12 protein-coding genes and 1 pseudogene are annotated in these 13,915 nt (G+C 73.2%); 6 read left to right on the top strand and 7 right to left on the bottom strand.

Translation table 11 applies throughout. The features are described from left to right. Positions 1-53: 53 nt before the first annotated feature. Positions 54-911 (top strand): MoxR family ATPase, encoded by an 858-nt coding sequence (locus AB0412_RS06330; protein WP_366401315.1) that lies wholly within the window; start codon positions 54-56, stop codon positions 909-911. Further along, positions 908-2,266 carry a VWA domain-containing protein gene (locus AB0412_RS06325; protein WP_366401314.1) on the top strand — a complete coding sequence of 453 codons (1,359 nt, stop codon included), beginning with the start codon at positions 908-910 and terminating at the stop codon, positions 2,264-2,266. The genes AB0412_RS06330 and AB0412_RS06325 overlap by 4 nt, the downstream gene beginning before the upstream one ends. A 5-nt stretch (positions 2,267-2,271) precedes the next feature. Here AB0412_RS06325 and AB0412_RS06320 read toward each other — a convergent pair whose 3' ends face one another. The 4 genes and pseudogenes from AB0412_RS06320 to AB0412_RS06305 form a co-directional block, all read right to left on the bottom strand. After that, on the bottom strand, positions 2,272-3,117 hold the full coding sequence (locus AB0412_RS06320; protein ID WP_366401313.1) for a methyltransferase domain-containing protein: 846 nt from the start codon (positions 3,115-3,117) through the stop codon (positions 2,272-2,274). A 104-nt stretch (positions 3,118-3,221) separates the two neighbouring features. Then, on the bottom strand, positions 3,222-3,581 hold the full coding sequence (locus AB0412_RS06315) for a cupin domain-containing protein (protein WP_366401312.1): 360 nt from the start codon (positions 3,579-3,581) through the stop codon (positions 3,222-3,224). Positions 3,582-3,688: 107 nt separating this feature from the next. Further along, positions 3,689-4,666 (bottom strand): pyridoxal-phosphate dependent enzyme, encoded by a 978-nt coding sequence (locus tag AB0412_RS06310; RefSeq protein ID WP_366401311.1) that lies wholly within the window; start codon positions 4,664-4,666, stop codon positions 3,689-3,691. A 614-nt stretch (positions 4,667-5,280) separates the two neighbouring features. After that, positions 5,281-5,940 (bottom strand): annotated as a pseudogene (locus AB0412_RS06305) (helix-turn-helix transcriptional regulator); the annotation flags it as partial. 217 nt (positions 5,941-6,157) lie between these two features. On the opposite strand from AB0412_RS06305, the gene AB0412_RS06300 reads away from it, so the two are divergent. Continuing rightward, a complete protein-coding gene (locus AB0412_RS06300) occupies positions 6,158-6,931 on the top strand; it encodes a sulfite exporter TauE/SafE family protein (RefSeq protein WP_366401310.1) in 774 nt (257 codons plus the stop codon). A gap of 8 nt (positions 6,932-6,939) precedes the next feature. On the opposite strand, the gene AB0412_RS06295 is transcribed toward AB0412_RS06300, so the two are convergent. Both AB0412_RS06295 and AB0412_RS06290 read right to left on the bottom strand, forming a co-directional pair. Beyond that, positions 6,940-8,214, bottom strand: coding sequence for a PP2C family protein-serine/threonine phosphatase (locus AB0412_RS06295; RefSeq protein WP_366401309.1), 1,275 nt, complete (start codon positions 8,212-8,214; stop codon positions 6,940-6,942). Between the two features lie 130 nt (positions 8,215-8,344). Beyond that, positions 8,345-9,310: a pirin family protein gene (locus tag AB0412_RS06290; RefSeq protein WP_366401308.1), complete on the bottom strand. Its 966-nt coding sequence runs from the start codon at positions 9,308-9,310 to the stop codon at positions 8,345-8,347. Positions 9,311-9,464: 154 nt separating this feature from the next. Here AB0412_RS06290 and AB0412_RS06285 point away from each other — a divergent pair, with 154 nt between their 5' ends. Further along, positions 9,465-9,812, top strand: a complete 348-nt coding sequence (locus AB0412_RS06285) for a tetratricopeptide repeat protein (RefSeq protein ID WP_366401307.1) — start codon at positions 9,465-9,467, stop codon at positions 9,810-9,812. Positions 9,813-9,932: 120 nt separating this feature from the next. On the opposite strand, the gene AB0412_RS06280 is transcribed toward AB0412_RS06285, so the two are convergent. Continuing rightward, positions 9,933-11,333: a PepSY domain-containing protein gene (locus tag AB0412_RS06280; RefSeq protein ID WP_366401306.1), complete on the bottom strand. Its 1,401-nt coding sequence runs from the start codon at positions 11,331-11,333 to the stop codon at positions 9,933-9,935. 141 nt (positions 11,334-11,474) lie between these two features. On the opposite strand from AB0412_RS06280, the gene AB0412_RS06275 reads away from it, so the two are divergent. Both AB0412_RS06275 and AB0412_RS06270 read left to right on the top strand, forming a co-directional pair. Continuing rightward, positions 11,475-12,119 carry a peptide deformylase gene (locus AB0412_RS06275; RefSeq protein ID WP_366401305.1) on the top strand — a complete coding sequence of 215 codons (645 nt, stop codon included), beginning with the start codon at positions 11,475-11,477 and terminating at the stop codon, positions 12,117-12,119. Positions 12,120-12,318: 199 nt separating this feature from the next. Then, positions 12,319-13,905 carry an ABC-F family ATP-binding cassette domain-containing protein gene (locus AB0412_RS06270; RefSeq protein ID WP_366401304.1) on the top strand — a complete coding sequence of 529 codons (1,587 nt, stop codon included), beginning with the start codon at positions 12,319-12,321 and terminating at the stop codon, positions 13,903-13,905. Positions 13,906-13,915 lie beyond the last annotated feature (10 nt).

The following is a 13,915-nucleotide window of genomic DNA, read 5'->3' as shown; positions in this document are numbered from 1 at the left end:
TTTCAAAACCAGACCTGTTGATAAAGACGGTGAGCAAGCGCTTAGATAGCGTCATGTTCACTTCCGTCGACGACGTCTCCGCGCGCCTCGCCGAGACCGGCTACCTGGCCTCCCCCGCGGTCGCCACGACCGTGTTCCTCGCCGACCGGCTCGGCAAGCCGCTGCTCGTGGAGGGGCCCGCCGGGGTCGGCAAGACCGAGCTCGCCAAGGCCGTCGCCCAGGTCGCCGGGGCGCGCCTGGTGCGGCTCCAGTGCTACGAGGGCGTCGACGAGTCCCGGGCCCTGTACGAGTGGAACCACGCCAAGCAGCTGCTGCGCATCAGCGCCGGCCGGGACGAGAGCTGGGACGAGACGCGCACGGACATCTTCAGCGAGGAGTTCCTGCTGCCCCGTCCGCTGCTGACCGCGATCCGCGGCGACGACCCGAAGGTCCTGCTGATCGACGAGATGGACAAGGCGGACATCGAGGTCGAGGGCCTGCTCCTGGAGGTGCTCAGCGACTTCCAGGTGACCGTGCCCGAGCTGGGCACGGTGACGGCGACCCGCCGCCCCTTCGTCGTCCTCACCTCGAACGCCACCCGCGAGCTGTCCGAGGCGCTGCGCCGGCGCTGCCTGTTCCTGCACATCGGTTTCCCCGACGCAGAGCTGGAGCGGCGGATCGTACGGCTGAAGGTGCCGGGGATCGACGCCGCGCTCGCCGAGTCCGTCGTCCGGGTGATCGGCGCGCTGCGGGCGATGGACCTGCGCAAGGTGCCGTCCGTCGCCGAGACCGTCGACTGGGCCCGCACCCTGCTGGCCCTCGGCGCGGGCACCCTCGACGAGACGGTCGTGCACGACACCCTGGGCGTGATCCTCAAGCACCAGGACGACGTCCTGAAGGCGGGGGCCAAGCTCGACCTGGACGCGGTGTGAACACCGCCGAGGACCTCGCGGCGCGGCTGACGGGCCTCGTGGACGCCCTGCGCGCGCACGGCCTGCACATCGGCACCGGCGAGACGGTCGACGCTGCGCGGGCGGCGGAGGCGCTCGGGCTCGCCGACCGGGCACTGCTGCGGGAGGGGCTGGCGGCGACGCTGCTGCACACGACCGGCGGGCGGCCCGTCTTCGACGCGGTGTTCGACCTGTACTTCCCGCGCCGGGTCGGCGCGCCGGACGGCGAGGCCGCGGACCGGGACGAGCTGCGCGACCGCCTGGCAGCGGCCCTCGCCGACAACGACGCCGCGCTGATGGGCCGCCTCGCGGTGGAGGCCGTCGACGGCTTCGGCGGCTACGGCGGTTCACCGGCCTCGGACGGCTGGTCGTCGCACCAGACCCTCGACCGGCTGCGTCCGCAGACGCTGCTCACACGGGTGCGGGACCAGGTGCGGGCGCGGGACGGGGCCACCGGGTTCGGCGACCGGCTGCTGGAGGACGAGATCCGGCGGCGCATCGAGGAGTTCCGGCGGATGGTCGCCGCGGAGGCCCGGCGCCGGGTGGCCGAGCGCCGGGGCCGGGACGAGATCGCCCGGCGCGCGGTGGCGCCGACGGCCGACCGCGTGGACTTCCTGTTCGCGGGGAAGGACCGGCTGGCCGAACTGCGCAGGACCGTGCAGCCGTTGGCACGGAAGCTCGCGACCCGGCTGGCCGCCCGCCGCCGCAGGGCCGCACGCGGCAGCATCGACCTGCGGCGCACGCTGCGCGGATCGCTGTCCACGGGCGGCGTGCCGATGCGTCCGGTGCTGCGCCGGCGCCGGCCCGCCCGGCCGGAACTGGTGCTGCTGTGCGATGTGTCCGGATCGGTGTCGGGGTTCTCGGACTTCACGATGCTGCTGGTGCAGGCGCTGCACGACCAGTTCAGCAAGGTGCGGGTGTTCGCCTTCGTCAACCGCGTCGACGAGGTGACGGGGCTGCTGGTGCAGGGCGCCGCCGACCCGGAGGGTCTCGGCGCCCGCATCCGCGCCGAGGCGACACTCACCGGCTGGCACGGCAGCAGCGACTACGGCGTAGCGCTGGGCGAGTTCACCGAGCGGTACGCCGATGCCGTGGGCCCGCGCACCACCGTGTTCGTGCTCGGCGACGCCCGCAACAACATGGGCGACCCGAACCTGCCGGCCGTGCGCGAACTGGCCGGTCGCGCACGGCGCGTGTACTGGCTCAACCCCGAGCCGCGCTCACAGTGGGGCACCGGCGACTCGGCGGCACCGGAGTACGCCGACCTGGTCGAGATGCACGAGTGCCGCAACGTCCGCCAGTTGAGCACGCTGGTCGGGCGGCTGCTCCCGGTGTGAGGCCGTCAGCCCGCCCGGCGGGCGGTGAACAGCAGGTACTCCCACTCCATGACGACGCGTCCCTCGCCGGATCCCCGGTCGTGGCGGCGGGCCAGGTCCGCCAGTTCCCGGTCCAGCGCGGCCACGCGCTCGGCGTCCTCGCCGATCGCCTTGTAGACGCTGATCGTCGGGCCGTAGCGCTGCTTGAAGTAGTCCCGGAACTCCTCGGGTGAGGCGAAGCGGTCGACCGTGACCGTGCGGCGCTCCGCCGTGACGTCGGTGATCCGGTCACCGAACAGCGCGCGCACATGGTTCTCGTCGCCCCACAGCGGAGGCGGCTGCGCGCCCGGCGGCGGTGGTGGCGCGTAGGGCTTCATGGTCGCCAGCATCCGGCCGAGGAAGCCGTCGGGGGTCCAGCTCAGCACCGCGAGGGTGCCGCCCGGCCGGCAGACCCGGAGCAGTTCGTCGGCGGCCTTCTGGTGGTGCGGGGCGAACATGACGCCGACGCAGGACAGGACGACGTCGAAGGCGGCGTCGTCGAAGGGCAGCGCCTCGGCGTCGGCCTCCCGCCACTGCAGTTCCGCGCCCCGCTCCCGGGCCAGTCGCCGCCCGGTCTCGAGCAGTTCGGGCGTCAGGTCGGAGGCCACCACCTCCGCGCCGGCCAGGGCCGCGGGGATCGCGGCGTTCCCCGTGCCCGCCGCCACGTCCAGCACGCGGTCCCCCGGGCTCACCCCGGCCGCCCGGACCAGGGCCTCCCCGAGGCCGGGAATGATCTCGGCGGCCACGGACGGATAGTCGCCCTGGGCCCACATCGCGCGGTGCTTGTCCTTCAGGGCACGGTCGGCCCCGGCCGTGTCGCTCACGTTCGCCATGTGCGCTCCTCAGTGGTTCACGGCACGGCCTCGGCGCCGGCGGGCCTGCCCCGCGTCCGTCGTCCCGGTTCTTCCTCTTCCGACCTCGTGTTCCGGGCCTCGCGCTAGTCCTTCTTCGCGTACTCCTGGGCCATCGCGCCCGCGAAGTCGTACACCACCACCTGCTCGTCGCCGACGACCCACGCGTCGTGGCCGGGCGGGCAGACGAAGACGTCACCGGGGCCGACCTCGCCCTCGGAACCGTCGTTCATACGGATGCGCAGACGGCCCTGGACGACGTAGCCGTTGTGGTGGATCTCGCAGCTGTCCGTGCCCGCGATCGGCGCGACGGACTCCGACCAGCGCCATCCCGGCTCGAACGTGGCCACCGCGAAGTCCAGCCCCGTCATGTGGACCGCTTCGAGGTGTCCCCTCGGGAAGTCGCGCCGCTCGTCCGGCTTGTCCAGCGTCTTGACCTCCAGCATGGCCTTCTCCCTTCCGACCGCGCCCGGTGCGGGGCCGGGCCCGCCACTCCATCGTCCGTCCGGCCACTCGGGGGCGCCATTCGGGTGACGGGCCCGCCGGGCGTACGTCAGTCGCCGGGGCCGCAGAGGCTCGCGAAGCGTGCGGCGTCGACGTTCCCGCCGGAGAGGATCACCCCGACCCGGCCGCGGAGCGGGCCCGCGCGGCCGGTGAGCAGCGCGGCGAGGGGGGTGGCGCCGCTCGGCTCGAGGACGATCTTCAGGCGTTCGAAGGCGAACCTCATGGCGTCGCGGATCTCGTCGTCGCCGACCAGGACGATCCCGTCCAGCAGCCGCCGGTTGACGGAGAAGGTCAGTTCGCCCGGGGTGTGCAGGGCCTGTCCGTCGGCGATGGTGCGTGGGACGGGGATGCTCACGCGGTGTCCGGCCTCCAGCGACCGCTTGGTGTCGTCGCCGGCCTCCGGCTCGACACCGATCACCCGGGTCGCGGGATGCAGTCCCTTGACGGCGGTGGCGCTTCCGGCGATCAGTCCCCCACCGCCGACCGGGGCGAGCAGCGCGTCCAGCTCGCCTGTTTCTTCGAGCAGTTCGAGGGCCGCCGTGCCCTGGCCGGCGATGACGTGCGGGTGCTCGTAGGGCGGGATCAGGGTCAGGCCCCGTTCGGCGGCGAGGGCCTCGGCGACGGCCACGCGGTCGCCGCTGTAGCGGTCGTAGGTGACGATCTCGGCGCCGTAGCCCTCGGTGGCCGCCCGCTTCGACGGCGGGGCGTCCTCCGGCATGACGATGACGGCGGTGGTGCCGAGCTCCCGGGCGGCCAGCGCGACCGCCTGGGCGTGGTTGCCGGACGAGTAGGCGGCGATGCCGCGGGACAGCTGCGCGGGGGTGAGCCGGGAGGCGGCGTGGTAGGCGCCGCGGAACTTGAAGGCGCCGACCCGCTGGAAGTTCTCGCACTTGAGATGGATCTCGGCGCCGACGAGCGCGTCCAGGGTGCGGGAGCGCAGCACCGGGGTGCGGTGGGCGACACCCCTCAGACGCTCGGCGGCGGCACGGACGTCGTCGAGGGTGACCGGCGGACGGGTGGTCGTCATGCGGGGCCTCCGGGTGAGATGGGGTGGGTCGTCCGGGCGCCGGCTCCGGCGTCGACCTCGACACCGGTTTCTGCCTCGGCACGGGTCTCGATCTCGATATGGCGCTCTGCCTCGGTGCCGGTTTCGGTCTCGGTATCGGGCTCTGCCTCGGCACCGGCTCCGGTCTCCGTATCGGGCTCTGCCTCGGCACCGGCTCCGGTCTCTGCCTCGGCCCCGGCGTGGGTCTCGGCCTCGGTTCCGGTCTCGGCTGCGGCAGCACCGGTCGCGGTCCCTGCTTCGGTCTCGCTCCTGACACCGGCGCCGGTTTCGGTCTCTGCCTCGGCACCCGTTTCGGTCTCTGCCTCGGCACCGGCTCCGGGCTCTGCCTCGGCACCGGCTTCGGCCTCGGCGCGGGCCTCTGCCTCGGCTCCGGTCTCGGCTGCGGCAGCACCGGTCGCGGTCCCTGCTTCGGTCTCGCTCCTGACACCGGCGCCGGTTTCGGTCTCTGCCTCGGCACCGGTTTCGGTCTCGGTCTCGGCACCGGTTCCGGTCTCTGCCTCGGGGCCGGCTTCGGTCTCGACACCCGTCTCGGTCCCGGACCTGCTCGCGGTCGGCGTCTCCGCAGCGGTGTCCGTCTCGGTTCGGGCCCGGGAGAGGTAGCTGTAGGCGGAGGCGCGGGAGATGCCGAGGCGGGCCGCGACCTGCTCGACCGAGCGCCGTACGGCGAAGACACCGCCGGCGTCCAGGTCGCGGAACAGCCGCAGGCGTTCGGCGCGGTCGAGCTGCGCCCAGCCGCGGTGCCGGCGCAGCTGATGGGCGTCCACGACGGCGTCCACCACGGAGCCGATGTCGTTGCCGAAGGTCGTCGTCGGCGGGTCGGCCGCCGGGCCGGTGCCGAGACCGGCGAGCTCGCCGAGCAGGGAGTGCACCTGGCCGACGGCGGTGACGTCGACGTTGACGCACAGCGCGCCGAAGACCGCGCCCGTGGAGTCGCGCAGCAGCATCGTGGAGGACTTCACGAGTGTCCCGGCGCGGGTGCGGGTGAGCTGGTTCAGCTCGTCGGCGGCCTCGTCTCCGCGGGCGAGCATCCGCATCCCGATCTCGCTCATGGCCCCGCCGACCGACCGCCCGGTGACCGACCCGGCCACGGCGACCACGGACGCCTCCGGGCGCCGGTAGTCGTGCAGCACCACCTCGCAGACGGGCCCGAAGGTGGCCGCGATCCCGTCGGCCACCGGCCTCAGTGCCCCGAGGATCGCGTCCCGCTCGGCCCGGAGCGCCTCATCGGCCGCCATGGGGTACTCCCTCCGCAGTCCCGCCGCCCCCTCCCTCCTGGACTATACGTCCAAGGGCTGGATGGTGTGTACAGAACGTCCGGGACGGCGAACGGTCGAGGTCGTCCGGACCGGATCGGACCGGACCCCGGCACCCGACCACGGAAGGCCCTCGTGCATGATCGGTGCAGCCCCTCGACCTGCAGGGCGGGGAGGCGTACCACGCGACGCGAAGGAGATGGCGTTGTCCATCTGGGAGGCACTGGCGGTCTTCGCTGCCGGAATCGGCGCCGGCACCATCAACACGATCGTCGGCTCGGGAACGCTGATCACGTTCCCGGTGCTGCTCGCCACCGGGCTGCCTCCGGTGACCGCCACGGTGTCCAACGCCCTGGGGCTGATCCCCGGGTCCGTCAGCGGTGCCATCGGCTACCGGGAGGAACTGAAGGGGCAGCGCCGGCTGGTGATGAGGCTCGGCGTGGCCGCCGCCGTCGGGGGACTCGCGGGCGCCGTGCTGCTGCTGATGCTCCCCGAGACCGCCTTCGAGACGATCGTCCCCGTCCTGGTCGCGCTCGCCCTGGTGCTCGTGATCTTCCAGCCGCGCATCTCGGCGGCCGTGCAGCGCCGCCGCACGCGCACGGGCACGGCCGCCAGGTCCGACGGCGGCCCCGTCCTGTTCGGCGCCCTGCTGCTCGCCAGCGTCTACGGCGGCTACTTCACCGCGGCGCAGGGGATCATCTACCTGTCCCTGATGGGGATGCTGCTCAACGACACCCTGCAGCGCCTCAACGCCGTGAAGAACGTCCTCGCCGCCGTCGTCAACACCATCGCGGCCCTGTTTTTCCTGTTCGTCGCCGACTTCGACTGGACCGCGGTCCTCCTCATCGCCGTCGGCTCCGCGATCGGCGGCCAGCTGGGCGCGAAGGTCGGCCGCCGGCTGCCGCCCCTCGCCCTGCGGATCTTCATCGTCGCCGTCGGCACGGTCGCGATCGTCCAGCTGCTGCTGCGTTGATCCGGACGTCAGCCACGGCCACCGGCGGCCGGGCCGGCCGGGGTGTGCGCCTGGGAGGAGCGCTGGTGCAGCCGGGCGGCCAGCACCGCGACGTCGTCCTCCGCGTTGCGGGCGTCGAGGCGGGTGAGCACCCTGTCGAGGATGTCCTCGACGCCCGTGGCGGCGCCGAGGTCCACCTGGGAGAGTCGGTGCAGCGACTGGTCTATGTCCTCGTCCCGGCGCTCGACGAGTCCGTCGGTGAAGAGCAGGAGCGTCTGGGAGGGGTCGAGCCGGTAGGTGGCCGGCTCGTAGCCGCCCAGACCGGTTCCCAGGGGCGGGCCGACCGGAACGTGCAGCAGTGAGGTGCGGCCCTGGCTCTCGACCACGGCCGGGGGCAGGTGACCGGCGCTGGCGAGCGTCACCTGGCCGCGATTGGGGTCGATCTGGGCTATCAGGCAGGTGGCGGGTCTGCGCTCCGGCTCGCTGGAGGCCAGGTCGTCGAGCTGGCGGAGGATGCGGTGCGGCGGCAGGTCGGCGGAGGCGGTGTACCGCAGGGACGAGCGGTAGGCGTTCATGTCGACGGCGGCCTCCAGGCCGTGTCCCATCACGTCGCCGACGACGAGCAGCGTGCGGCCGAAGTGCAGCCGGACCGTCTCGCACCAGTCCCCGCCGATCAGGGTGTTCTGCCCGGCGGGGAGATAGCGGATGGCCACGTCCAGATTGGGGTGCGGCCGAGCCGGCTCCGACAGCAGAGCACGCTGCAGTCTGCCGACCATGCCGCTCACCGCGTCGTACTCCCGGGCATGGCGCAGGTGGGAAGCGGCGATCTCGGTCAGCAGGGTGACGGCCTCGATCTCCGACGGGCTGAACGGTGTGTCCTCCCGGCCGCTCACCAGCACGCCGTACCTGTGTCCGTTACCGGCGGCGAGGGGTACGCAGAGTACGCGTCGGCGATTCCCGGACACGGGATGCACGGACCCGTCGTCACCCCGGCCCGCGGCGTCGCGTACCGCGGCCTCGGTCCATCCGGGAGCGGGCAGCGCCGCGGAGTTGCCGACCACCGCCTCGTACCGCGGGCCGCCTTCCCGGCCGAGGCTCAGTACGGCCGCCGCGCCTCCCACGAGCCCGGCGACCTCTCGGCTCAGCTCCGCCCAGGTGAGGTCCTCGTCGAGCGTGGTGCCGATCCGCACCGCCGCGCGCAACGCGCTCAGCCCTGGCGGTGCGTCGACGTCCGGGGAGGGGTCCCCGCCGGGCTCGGACGAGCCCGCCGGTGCCGGTCCGGGAAGCGACTCGTACCGTCCCATCACACGCACCACCCTATGCACAGGGCAACGGCCATGGGTGACACGAATGTTTCCCGGGCCCGAACCAGGACGTGCGTGCGACCGGCGCCGCCCCGGCCACTCCGTCACCCTCCCCGGGCGGGAGCGCGGGTCAGCGGACCCTCCCGCGTGGCTTCAGCGGTGTCGCCGGCAGCTCGGGGGCGGGCAGCGGGTCGCCGTCGTAGCCCTTGACCTCGCCGAAGCGGGTGCCGGTCATCCAGTCCTGGCGGGCCTGTTCGATCTCCTGCTGGGTGCGGCCGATCCAGTTCCAGAACATGATGAGCTCCTCCTCGAACGGCTCTCCGCCGAGCAGCATCAGGCCGGCGTCCGACTCGGCGCGCAGGGGGAGCTCGGTGCGGCCGCAGCCGAGGTAGAGCATGGAGCCGGGCAGGACCGGTACGCCGTCGACGTGGGCCTCGCCGGACATGGACAGCACCGCGTACTCGAAGTCCGGCTCCAGGGGGAGGCGGACGTCGGCGCCCCGGGAGAGGGCCAGGTCGGCGCCGACGATCGGGGTGTAGGTCGTGCCGGGGGACGTCGCGCCGTCCAGGCTGCCGAGGATCAGCGTGGCCTCGACGCCCGGCGCCGTGACCACCGGCAGCCCGGTGTGGTGCTCGAAGTGCGGGTCGGTGTGGCGGTGGCCGTCGGGGAGGGCGACCCAGAGCTGGGCGCCGTGCAGGAAGCGGGCGTGCGAGCGGGGGCTCTCCTCGGAGTGGCTGATCGCCCGGCCCGAGGTCATCAGGCCCAGCTCACGCGGGCGGATCAGTTGGAGGCTGCCGGTGGAGTCGCGGTGCAGGACCTCGCCCTCGTGCAGCCAGCTCACCGTCTGCAGGCCCATGTGAGGGTGCGGGGGCACCTGCATGCCGGGCTCGTCGGCGATGTCGTCGGGGCCGTAGTGGTCGACGAAGCACCAGGCGCCGACCATGCGCCGGCCGAGGTTGGGCAGCAGCCGCCGGACCTCGCTGGACTCGCCGAGCTTGACGTGCCGAGGGCTGAGGAGTTCCCGTACCGGTTCGGCCACCACGAAGCCCCGCCCGCCGCACACGGAGGGGACCGCATCGCGCTCAAGATTGCTCATGCCGGACAACCTAGCCGCGTGGGGCGTGGTGCGTCAGTCCGTCGCCGCGCGGTCGGCCCGATCGGAGGGACACCGGCGTCGGCGCCGGGAACCGAGACCAGTAGTGGAATATTCAACCATCTGGGTTCGTTCTCGGCCTTCGAGGAGGTCACGAGTGGACACCACGTACTACGACCACGGAACGCCGGCCGAGCGCTGGGAGCGCGCCGGGATGTTCTTCGACGCCAAGGACTACGCCGCCGCCGCGCGTGTCCTGACCGGGCTGGTGGAGGAGGTGCCGGAGCAGACCGGACCGCGGCTGCTGCTGGCCCGCGCCTACTACCACTCGGCTCAACTGCGCCGTGCGGAGGCGGAGTTGCGGGTCATCGTGGAGCGTGACCCGGTGGAGCACTACGCCCGGCTGATGCTCGGCCGCACCCTCCAGCGGCAGGGGCGGCCCGAGGAGGCCGCGTCACACCTGCGGATCGCCTCCGCGCTGGCGGGTCGGTTCGACGACGAGTAGACGACAAGGAGACAAGTGCGTAAGTAGGCGACGAGTGGACGTGGAGACGCGTCCACCCCCGTCGCCCGCCCGTGGCCGGCGCCCGGCTCCCCCCTGTGGAGCCGGGCACCGGCAGCTCTGTCACCCCGCCTCGGCGTAGCTGCGCCGCCCCTTCCGGTGGGCGATCTCCCCGAGCACGATGTCGACGGCGAGGAACGCGGCCAGCGGTATGCCGAGCAGCGGGACGAAGTAGCCCAGGACGGCGATCACCGCGAGGGAGGGAACCAGGATGTACGGCGGGACCTGCTGCCAGGCGCCGCGCGGCAGGGGGCGGCCGAACGCCGAGCCCCGGCCGCGCTGCCACCACATGCGGTAGCCCCACAGGATCAGCAGGATCAGGGCGGCGGCCAGCAGCATCAGCGCGAGCTGGTTGGGCAGACCGAAGAGGCTGCCGGTGTGCAGGTCGATGCCCCAGCGGGTGAGCTTGGCGAGCACCGGGTAGTCGGCGAACCGCAGCACGTCGGTGACCTCGCCGGAGGCCGGGTCGACGGCCACCGAGTCCTGCTTGGTGGGCCAGCCGCGCTGCACCTGCTTCACGACGTACGCGGACTCCGCGTCCGCGGGCGGCACGATCTCCACGGGGTCGCCGAGACCCTCCGCCCGCGCCGCCGTGAGGACCTTGTCGAGTCCGACCCCGTGGGCCGCGTCGCCCGCGGCGCCCGCGGCGGCCTCGTGACCGCCGTGCTCGCCGCCCGCGGCGGCCGACACCGTCGGCGTCTCCTGGCCGAGCGCGGTGCGCAGTTCCCCGATGTTGGCGCCGGCGTAGGTGGACCAGGTCAGTCCGGTCGCCGACAGGAAGACGAAGCCGGCCGCGGCCCAGAGGCCGACGCTGCCGTGCAGGCCGAGGGTGCGGCGCCGCCCGCTGGTGCCGCGCACCTTGCGCAGGGCCCGGCGCCGGGAGAGCCACAGCACGACGCCGCCGCCCGCGATCACCCACAGCCAGCTGGCGGCGAACTCGCTGTAGAGACGGCCGGTCTCGCCGAGGTGCAGGTCGCGGTGGAACTCGTCGATCCAGGTGCGCAGGGGCAGCGCGCCGGTGGATCCGTACTGCTCGAGGGCGCCGCGCACCTTCGCCGTGTACGGGTCGACGAACACGGCGAGGGTGTGGTCGGGCTCCACCCCCGGCACGCCGGACAGCATCACCCTGGTCGTGGCGTCCGCCTCGGGTGAGGGGCGCACGGCGGAGACGGTGCCCTCGGGGTGGGCCTTGCGGGCGGCGGCCACCTGCTCGGACACCGGCAGCTTGCGGTCGCCGACGGGGACGGTCAGCTCATGGTCGTAGACGATCTTCTCGGCCTGGAAGGAGGCGGCGTACAGCAGGCCGGTGAGGGCGGCGACGAGGAGGAAGGGTGCCACCACGATGCCCGCGTAGAAGTGCAGGCGCAGGATCAGCGGGCGCAGGGTGGCCCAGTTGCTCCTTGTCGGTGGTGTGGCGGCGGGTTGGGGAGCCTCGTCCGTGGGGGTCGAGGGAGCGGTGGTCATCGGTGGGGTTCTCCCGTGGCGTGTTTCCGACCTTGGTGATGCAGTAGTCGGGGCGCGGGGGCGTCGAGTTCCCGCGCCACGCGTGTGACCTGTGCCACACGGGTCGGCGGGAGTGCCGTCCGCGCATGTCATGCTGGCGCGATGGGACATGCCGAACCTCGCCTGCCGCTCGCCGAACGAGTGGAGGAACTCCTCGCCGTGCCCGGCCCGTTGACCGTCGTCGCGGCCGGTGACCCGGTGCTGCGGCGCGGCACCGAGCCGTTCGACGGGCAGTTGGAGCCCGCCCTGCTGGCCCGTTTCGTCGAGGCGCTGCGCGTCACCATGCACGCGGCGCCGGGCGTGGGCCTGGCCGCGCCGCAGGTCGGCGTGCCGCTGCGCATCGCGGTGATCGAGGACGCCGCCCCGGTCCCGGAGGACGTACGCCGGGCACGCGGGCGGACACCGCAGCCGTTCCGGGTGCTGGTCAACCCCTCGTACGAGCCGGCCGGCCCCGAGCGTGCCGGGTTCTACGAGGGCTGCCTGAGCGTTCCCGGGTACCAGGCGGTGGTCACGCGGCCGGCCGCGGTGCGGCTGACCGGCCAGGACGAGCACGGCCGCCCCTTCGACGAGGTGTTCTCCGGCTGGCCCGCGCGGATCGTGCAGCACGAGACGGACCACCTCGACGGTGTGCTCTACCTCGACCGCGCCGAGCTCCGCTCGCTGTCGTCCGACCACGCGCTGGCGGAACGCTGGTCACAGCCGACGCCGGAACAGGCCGCCCGGGCGCTGGGCTTCGAGCTGCCGTAGTCCCGGCCCGCGGCCCGTAACGCCCGCCGCAGTCCGCAGCCCACAGCGTAAGCCGCAGCCGGAGGGGGCGCGGAAATTCAGCTGCGGCCGGCCCGCCGCCCCCGTTACCGTGACCGCATGTCTACGCCCCGAATCTCTTAGCCGAGGACCCGCTTCCACGCCACCCGTGTGTCCTCTTGCTTGTTCGGAGCGTCTTCTCATGATCACCGTTCGTGATGCCGACGTGCGCGTCGGCGCGCGTCTGCTGCTGTCCGGCATCTCCTGCCACGTCTCCCCCGGCGACCGCGTCGGCCTGGTGGGGCGCAACGGCGCCGGTAAGACCACCCTGTTGAACATCCTGGCCGGTGTGCTGCGGCCCGCGGCCGGGACGGTCACCCGCGTCGGCGGCGTCGGCCACCTTCCGCAGGACTCCCGCGCCGGGGACCAGTCGGTCACCGTCGCCGACCGCATCCTGTCCGCCCGCGGCCTGGACCGTGCCGTGCGGGCGCTGCGCCGCGCCGAGGAGGCGATGGCGGACGGCACCGAGCGGTCGATGAACGCGTATGTGCGCGCGGAGGCCGACTTCCAGGCTCGCGGAGGGTACGCGGCGGAGGCCGAGGCCGCCCGGGTCGCCGCCGGTCTCGGGCTGCCGGCCGCGTTGACGGACCGGCCGCTCGCCGCGCTCTCCGGTGGTCAGCGCCGGCGGGTGGAGCTGGCCCGGATCCTGTTCGCGGGCCACGACACCCTGTTGCTGGACGAGCCGACGAACCACCTGGACGCGGACGCGATCGGCTGGCTGCGCGGTTTCCTGACGGCCCACCAGGGCGGACTGGTGCTGATCAGCCACGACACCTCCCTGCTCGCCGACACCGTCAACCGGGTCTTCCACCTCGACCCGCAGCGGGCCGCGCTGGATGTCCACAACACCGGCTGGGACACCTATCTGGCCCGGCGCGAGGCGGACGAGCGGCGCCGGAGGCGTGAGCGGGCGAACGCCGAGCGCAAGGCGGCGTCGCTGCACGCGCAGGCGGACCGGATGCGGGCCCGGGTGTCGACCGCGGTGGCCGCGCGGAACATGGCCCGCCGCGCCGACCGTCTGCTCGCCGACCTGGAACCGGCGCGGCGCGGCGAGCGCACGGCGCGGATCCGGCTGCCCGAGCCGGCGCCCTGCGGACGGATCCCGCTCGGTGCCGTCAGCCTCAGCAAGGCGTACGGCGAGCAGCGCGTGCTGTGCGGTGTCGATCTGGCCGTCGACCGGGGCAGCCGCCTGGTGGTGCTGGGGCCCAACGGGGCGGGGAAGACGACCCTGTTGCGCATCCTCGCGGACCGGGACCGGCCGGACGGCGGCCGGGTGGTGCGCGGGCACGGGCTGCGGCTGGGCTACTTCGCGCAGGAACATGACACGCTTCAGCACGATATGACGGTACGTCAGCAACTCGCGTCGGTCGCCCCTCACCTCGGCGACGGCGAAGTGCGCGGGGTGCTGGGGTCGTTCCTGTTCGCCGGGGACGACGCCGACAAGCCGGTCCGGGTGCTCTCCGGGGGTGAGAAGACCCGGCTCGCGCTGGCCGGGCTGGTGCACTCGGGGGCGAACGTGCTGCTGCTTGACGAGCCCACGAACAACCTCGACCCGGCCTCCCGTGCCGAGGTGCTGGCCGCTGTGGGCACGTATCCGGGCGCGATCGTCATGGTGACGCACGACGAGGGGGCCGTCGCGGCCCTGCGCCCGGACCGGGTGCTGCTCCTGCCGGAGGCGGACGAGGATCTGTGGAGCGAGGAGTATCTGGAGCTGGTGGCGTCCTGGTGAACGGGGCGGT

The sequence above is a fragment of the Streptomyces sp. NPDC052012 genome (genome assembly GCF_040689265.1).
Lineage (GTDB): Bacteria > Actinomycetota > Actinomycetes > Streptomycetales > Streptomycetaceae > Streptomyces.
Note: the sequence above shows the minus strand (reverse complement) of the source record. Positions and strands in the feature narration are given on the sequence as shown.

Coding starts and splice junctions, on each gene's coding strand:
- AB0412_RS06330 (WP_366401315.1), top strand. CDS start 54: ATGTTCACTTCCGTCGACGACGTCTCCGCGCGCCTCGCCGAGACCGGC.
- AB0412_RS06320 (WP_366401313.1), bottom strand. CDS start 3,117: ATGGCGAACGTGAGCGACACGGCCGGGGCCGACCGTGCCCTGAAGGAC.
- AB0412_RS06315 (WP_366401312.1), bottom strand. CDS start 3,581: ATGCTGGAGGTCAAGACGCTGGACAAGCCGGACGAGCGGCGCGACTTC.
- AB0412_RS06310 (WP_366401311.1), bottom strand. CDS start 4,666: ATGACGACCACCCGTCCGCCGGTCACCCTCGACGACGTCCGTGCCGCC.
- AB0412_RS06300 (WP_366401310.1), top strand. CDS start 6,158: ATGGCGTTGTCCATCTGGGAGGCACTGGCGGTCTTCGCTGCCGGAATC.
- AB0412_RS06295 (WP_366401309.1), bottom strand. CDS start 8,214: ATGGGACGGTACGAGTCGCTTCCCGGACCGGCACCGGCGGGCTCGTCC.
- AB0412_RS06290 (WP_366401308.1), bottom strand. CDS start 9,310: ATGAGCAATCTTGAGCGCGATGCGGTCCCCTCCGTGTGCGGCGGGCGG.
- AB0412_RS06280 (WP_366401306.1), bottom strand. CDS start 11,333: ATGACCACCGCTCCCTCGACCCCCACGGACGAGGCTCCCCAACCCGCC.
- AB0412_RS06275 (WP_366401305.1), top strand. CDS start 11,475: ATGGGACATGCCGAACCTCGCCTGCCGCTCGCCGAACGAGTGGAGGAA.
- AB0412_RS06270 (WP_366401304.1), top strand. CDS start 12,319: ATGATCACCGTTCGTGATGCCGACGTGCGCGTCGGCGCGCGTCTGCTG.